The sequence below is a fragment of the Kitasatospora sp. NPDC049258 genome, from assembly GCF_040678895.1.
In the GTDB taxonomy this organism is placed as follows: Bacteria; Actinomycetota; Actinomycetes; order Streptomycetales; family Streptomycetaceae; genus Kitasatospora.
Window position 1 is genome coordinate 1 of sequence record NZ_JBFAQT010000083.1, and the last position, 6,225, is coordinate 6,225.

The 6,225-nt window shown below is 68.4% G+C and carries 6 protein-coding genes; all 6 read right to left on the minus strand.

Annotated features, from left to right (window positions below):
* Positions 1-598 (minus strand): ABC transporter ATP-binding protein (locus tag AB0K43_RS31050; RefSeq protein WP_363645704.1); only part of this gene is annotated, 598 nt, incomplete at its 3' end.
* A 47-nt stretch (positions 599-645) separates the two neighbouring features.
* Positions 646-1,572 carry an ABC transporter permease gene (locus AB0K43_RS31055; RefSeq protein WP_363645706.1) on the minus strand — a complete coding sequence of 309 codons (927 nt, stop codon included), beginning with the start codon at positions 1,570-1,572 and terminating at the stop codon, positions 646-648.
* Between the two features lie 10 nt (positions 1,573-1,582).
* A complete protein-coding gene (locus tag AB0K43_RS31060) occupies positions 1,583-2,512 on the minus strand; it encodes an ABC transporter permease (RefSeq protein ID WP_363645708.1) in 930 nt (309 codons plus the stop codon).
* A gap of 168 nt (positions 2,513-2,680) precedes the next feature.
* A complete protein-coding gene (locus tag AB0K43_RS31065; protein ID WP_363645710.1) occupies positions 2,681-4,339 on the minus strand; it encodes an ABC transporter substrate-binding protein in 1,659 nt (552 codons plus the stop codon).
* 421 nt (positions 4,340-4,760) lie between these two features.
* The gene (locus AB0K43_RS31070; RefSeq protein ID WP_363645712.1) at positions 4,761-5,864 is read right to left on the minus strand and encodes a dipeptide ABC transporter ATP-binding protein; all 1,104 of its coding nucleotides are present in this window, start codon (positions 5,862-5,864) and stop codon (positions 4,761-4,763) included.
* Positions 5,854-6,225, minus strand: a 372-nt coding sequence (locus AB0K43_RS31075; RefSeq protein ID WP_363645714.1) for an oligopeptide/dipeptide ABC transporter ATP-binding protein, incomplete at its 5' end; no start/stop codon positions are given. The genes AB0K43_RS31075 and AB0K43_RS31070, both read right to left, overlap by 11 nt.

Below are 6,225 nucleotides of genomic sequence, written 5' to 3' on the forward strand. Positions count from 1 at the left end.
GCTCGTCCGCGATGATCAGATCCGGCTCCAGCGCCAGCGCCATCGCGATCATGATCCGCTGACGCATACCGCCCGAGAACTGGTGCGGATAGTCGGTCACCCGCTGCTTGGCGGCCGGGATGCGCACCCGGTCCATCAGCTCCACGGCCTTGACCAGGGAGTCCTTCTTCGACATCCCCTCGTGCACCCGGAAGACCTCACCGAGCTGCCAGCCCACCGAGAAGACCGGGTTGAGCGCCGAGAGCGCGTCCTGGAAGATCATCGCGATCTTCCGGCCCCGGATCGACCGGCGCCGCTCCTCGGGCATGGTGAGCAGGTCCTCACCCCGGTAGAGCACCCGGCCGCCGCTGATCCGGCCGGGCGGGGTGTCGAGGATGCCCATGATCGCCTGCGCGGTCACCGACTTGCCCGAACCGGACTCGCCCAGCACCGCGAGGGTCTCCCCCGCACCGACGCTGTAGCTCACGCCGTTCACCGCCCGGGCGATGCCGTCCCGGGTGACGAACTCGACCTGCAGGTCGTCGACCTGGAGCAGGGCCGGCTCGGCGCCGTCCTGCCGCAGCTCCACGGCCGGGCCGTCCTTCAGTGCCTTGTCCATCGCTTTGCCGCTCCCGCTCCGCGTCGCGTCCGTGCTCGTCATCCCGCTCACCGCAGCTTCGGGTCGAGCGCGTCGCGGACCCCGTCGCCGACGAAGATGAAGCCCAGCGAGGTGAGCACCACCGCGAGCGAGGGCAGGGTCCACATGTAGTCGTACACACCGATGAAGCCCCGGCCCGAGGCGAGCATGTTGCCCCACTCGGGGACTTCGGGGCTGACCCCGACGCCGAGGTAGGACAGCGCGGCCTCGGCGACCACCGCGAGCCCCACGTTGAAGGTGCCGAAGATGATCACGGGGGCGATCGAGTTGGGCAGGATGTGCCGCGTGATCACCCGCAGGTGCCCGGCGCCGAGCGCGCGGGCCGCGTGCACGTAGTCCATCTCGCGGGCGGAGAGCACCGAACTGCGCAGCAGGCGCGCCACGGTGGCCCAGCCGAAGATGGCCAGCGAGAGCACCACCGGCCACACCCCCCGCCCGGTGACGGTGATGATGATGATCGAGCCGATCAGCAGCGGGAAGGCGAAGAAGACGTCCGCGGTGCGCATCACCAGGGTGTCGTAGAACCGCCCGAAGTAGCCGGCGACGGCGCCCAGCACGATGCCGATCAGCAGCGTGAGGATGATCGACACCAGGCCGACGAACACCGCGATCCGGGCCCCGTAGATGACCCGGGACAGCTGGTCGCGGCCGAGGATGTCGGTGCCGAACAGGTGCTCCCCGGTGGGCGGTTGGAGCGTGTTCATGAGGTTCTGCTTGAGCGGGTCGTACGGGGCTATCCAGGGCGCGAAGGCGGCGGTGAACAGCAGCCCGGCCACCAGCACCAGGCCGACCAGGGCGAGCCGGTTGGCGGCGAAGCGGTGCCAGATCTCCTGCCACTCCCGGACCACCTTGACGGCCGGCTCGGCGGAGGCGTCGGACCCGCGCTGCGCGGGAACATCCTTGCGGAGTTCGGCGGTTGTAGTCTCGTCAGTCATTTCGGCGCCCTCAGCTCAGCCGGATGCGGGGGTCGAGCATCGCGTACAGCAGGTCCACCAGCAGGTTGAGCACCACGAAGATGGCCACCGTCCAGGTGGCCACCGCGACCACGATCGGGTTGTTCTGCTGCTGGATCGCGGTGGACATCGCCATGCCGACGCCGTCCCAGTTGAAGATGGTCTCGGTGATGATCGCGCCGCCCATCAGGCCGCCGAACGAGATGCCGATGTACGTGACCACCGGGATCACCGAGTTGCGCATCACGTGCTTGAGCAGCACCTGCCGCTTGGGGACGCCCTTGGCGATCGCGGTCTTGACGTAGTCGGCCCGCAGCACCTCCAGCATCGTCCCGCGCATCAGCCGGGCGACCAGCGCCGCGTCGATGATGGCCAGCGTGACGGAGGGCAGGATCAGCTGTACCGGATCGCTCGGATCACCGATCACCGGCACCCATTTGAGCTGCACGGCGAACAGGTTGAGCATCAGCATGCCGATCACGAAGGTCGGGAAGCCGACCAGCAGGGTGGTGACCAGCGTGACCACGGTGTCCAGGAAGGAGTACCGCTTGAGCGCGGCGAGCGTGCCGACGGCCGCCCCGAGCAGCACGTCGATGGCCATCGCCGCGACGGCCAGCTTGGAGGTGTTGACCAGCTTCGGCAGCAGGATCTCCGAGACCTGCCGGCGCTGGGTGTAGTCCTCACCCATGTCGCCCTGGACCAACTTGCCCACGTACGTGGCGTACTGGACCACCAGCGGCTCGTCGAGCCCGTACTGCTGGCGGAGCTGCTTGACCACCGCGGGGTCGCGGGCGCGCTCACTTCCGCCGAGCGAGCCGACCGGGTCCCCGGGAATGACGAACAGGCAGGCGAACAGGATCAGCGTCGCGCCGAGCAGCACGATCACCATCTGGCCAAGCCTTCGCAGGAGGTATCTGCCCATGGAATTGCCTCTCTGTGTGGTTGCGGCAGATCGGCGTCGCCCACCCCTGCGCTCCGCCGGGTCGGGCGGGCACGGTGGACCGTCGGCCCTGCCTGGTCGAGGCAGGGCCGACGGTGGTGGGATTCCGTACGGATCGAGGAACGGGCTGCGCCTGGAGCGAAGGGCCGGTTACTTCTGCGAGACCTTCGACAGGGTCGGGTTCTCGTTGAAGTCGTAGGACAGGTTGACCCACTTCTCGGTGTTGGCCACGCGCTGCTGGGTGCGGTTCCAGAGCGGGATCAGGGCCAGGTCCTCACCGATCGCGAGCTTCTCGGCCTGCTGGTAGAGCTTGTTGCGCTCGGCCTGGTCCTTGGAGCCGGTGGCCTTCTGCAGCAGGGCGTCGAAGGCCGGGTTGCTGTAGCGGCCGCGGTTGTCGCCCTGGACGTTGTGGGTGGCCGCGTCCTCGTTGATCGCCGAGGTGGACAGCAGCGGGTTCAGGAAGTTGCCGGGGGTCGGGTAGTCGGCGCCCCAGGCCGCGCGGTACAGGCCGGTGGCGTCCGGGCCCTGCTCCTTCTTCAGCAGCTCCTTGAACGGGATGCCGTCGATCTGGACGTCGAGGCCGAGGACCTCCTTGAGCTGCTGCGCCACGGCCTGCACCCAGGCGTCGTGGCCGCCACCGGTGTTGTAGCCGAAGTACAGCTTGGTGCCCGGGGTCAGGCCCGCCTTGGCGGCGAGCTCCTTGGCCTTGTCCTTGTCCTGCTTGCCGCAGCTGACGCAGACGCCGGGCTGGTAGGCGTCCTTGAAGGCCGGCGGCACCAGGGTGGTGGCCTTGTTGCGGAAGCCCTTGAACACACCGGCCACGATCGCGTCGCGGTCGATGGCGTAGGAGACCGCCTCGCGGGCCTCCTTGGACTTCAGCGGGCCGTTGAAGGTGATCGGGAGGATGTAGTTCATCCCGTTGGCGTCCCAGTTCAGGAACTCGCCCTTGGGCTCGTAGACCGCCTTGGCCGCGCCGAGCTGCTCGGTGGGCATCCGGGCCCAGTCGAACTGGCCGGCCTGGAAGCCCTGGTACTCCAGCTGGTCGGCGTTGGCCGAGTTGAGGATGGAGATCTCGACCCGGTCGACGTGCGCCTTGGTCAGCCCGTAGCTGTCGTTGCGGACCAGGGTGATCTTGCTGTTGTGCTGCCAGGGCCCGTCCAGCTTGAACGGGCCGTTGCCGATCGGCTGGTCGTTGTAGGTCTTGTTGGTGGCCGGGCCGGCGTCCTTGGTCACCGGGCTGAACACGGTGTGGAAGGTCCGCAGGTCGAACTCGCAGTCCTTGATGGCGAGTTTGACGCTCAGCGTGTTGGCGTCCGGCGCCGACAGCCCGGAGAAGGTGGTGGCGGTGCCGTCCTGGAGCGCGGTGAAACCGTCGATCTCGGCCATGTGGTAGGCCACGTCGGAGGCGGCGTCCTTGGCGGCGGCGCGGGTCCAGCCCCGGATGAACGCGGCGGCGTCCACCGGCTCACCGTTGCTGAAGGTGGTGCCGCTCTTGATCTTGAAGGTCCAGGCGCTGCAGTCGTCGTTGGGGGTGCGGCTCTCGGCCAGCGCGTTGGAGAGCTTGCCGTCGGCGTCGACGCTGGTCAGACCGGTGAACAGGGCCTGGGTGACCAGGGTGCCCTCGGACTCCTGGGTGTTGTACGGGTCGATCGCGGTCGGCTCGACAATGCCCAGCCGGAACGTGCCACCGTCCTTGACGGGCGCACCGCTGTTCTGGGACGGCTTGCTGCCGGAGTCGCCACTGCTCCCGTTGTTGCTGCAGGCAGCCACGGCCAGGACGGTGGAGGCCGCCACCACCGTCCATCGCATTGTCTTGGTGAGCCTCATTCAACTGCCTCTCGAGTCAGGGCGGGGAACGAAGGAGCTCCTTCGCCGCCCGGTGTTCCAGGCAGGCCGAAGGTCAATACAAAGGCGGTGCGGCCAAGTTGACAGCGCCCGCTGATCCGCGTGGAGCAACTATCGATCACCGCGCCCCCCGGGCGGAATCGCTCGCACATCTCTTTTCTGTTACATGGCCCTGCCAAGACGATGTATTCTGCAGCAATATCTCGCATATCGTTCACGGAAGTTCACAGATTCAACTCCGCCTATCGGACGATCAAGTCCGTTGAGCGGAAATAGAGTTGACGATCAGTTGACCGACTCCTCAGCCGGCCCCCAGACAGCGCGAGGGCCCGCCCCCGGGGTCGGGGACGGGCCGTGCGTTCGAGCCGGGCCAAGGGCCGGCGGGTCAGCCCTCGCCTGGCTGCCGCTCCCCCGCGAAGTGACAGGCCGACTCGTGCGCGGCCGGCCCGCTCAGCGCATCCCGGCGGACGAGTCCGGGCACCTCGGTGGTGCAGCGCTCCTGCGCCCGCCAGCAGCGGGTGCGGAAGCGGCAGCCCGAGGGCGGGTTGGCCGGCGAGGGCACGTCGCCCACCAGCACGATCCGGTCCCGCACCTCCCGCGCCCTCGGGTCCGGCACCGGCACCGCCGACAGCAGCGCCTGGGTGTACGGGTGGGTGGCGTGCTCGTAGATCTCGGCGTCGGTGCCCACCTCCACGATCCTGCCGAGGTACATCACGCCGACCCGGTCGGAGATGTGCCGGACGATGGAGAGGTCGTGCGCGATGAACATGTACGAGAGGTTGAACTCGTCCTGCAGCTGCTCCAGCAGGTTGATCACCTGGGCCTGCACCGAGACGTCCAGCGCGGAGACCGGCTCGTCGCAGATGATGATCTCCGGCTTGAGCGCCAACCCCCGGGCGATCCCGATGCGCTGGCGCTGCCCGCCGGAGAACTGGTGCGGGTACCGGTTGATGTACTCCGGGTTCAGCCCCACCACGTCCAGCAGGTCCTGCACCGCCTTGCGCCGGTCGCCCTTGGGCGCCACCTCCGGATGGATCTCGTACGGCTCGCCGATGATGTCACCCACCGTCATCCGGGGGTTCAGCGAGGTGTACGGGTCCTGGAAGACCATCTGGATGTTGCGCCGGACCGCCTTCAGGCCCGCACCGCTCAGCCGCGAGATCTCCTCACCCTTGTACCGGACCGAACCCGAGGTGGCCGGCTCCAGGTTCATCAGCACCTTGGCCAGCGTCGACTTGCCGCAGCCCGACTCGCCGACGATCCCCAGCGTCTCGCCCTGGACCAGGTCGAAGGAGACCCCGTCCACCGCCTTGACCGCGCCGACCTGCTTCTTGAACAGGATCCCCTTGGTGAGCGGGAAGTACTTGACCAGGTCGCGCACCTCCAGGATCGGCTCGCCGCGCGCCACCGGGTGGTTGAAGGCGAGCTCCTCCGGCGCCGTCGCACCGATCGGACTGGCTCCGCTCGGACCGGCTCCGCTAAGCGTCATCGAGGGTCTCCTTCCAGTAGAAGCAGGCACTGCCCCGGCCGGGCGCGGGCGTGCCGTCCTCCCCGGTGACGTCGAAGAGCCTGGGCACCTCCTGCCGGCAGATCTCCTGGGCCCGCGGGCAGCGCGGGTTGAAGGCGCAGCCCGGCGGGATCCGCAGCAGGTTGGGCGGCAGGCCCTTGATCGCGTAGAGCTCCTGGCCCTTCTGGTCCAGGCGCGGGATGGAGTCCAGCAGCCCCCGGGTGTACGGGTGCGCGGGGTGGGCGTAGAGCTCGTGCACGGGGGCGGTCTCCACGATCCGGCCGGCGTACATCACGGCGATCTTGTCCGCGACGTCGGCCACCACGCCCAGGTCGTGGGTGAT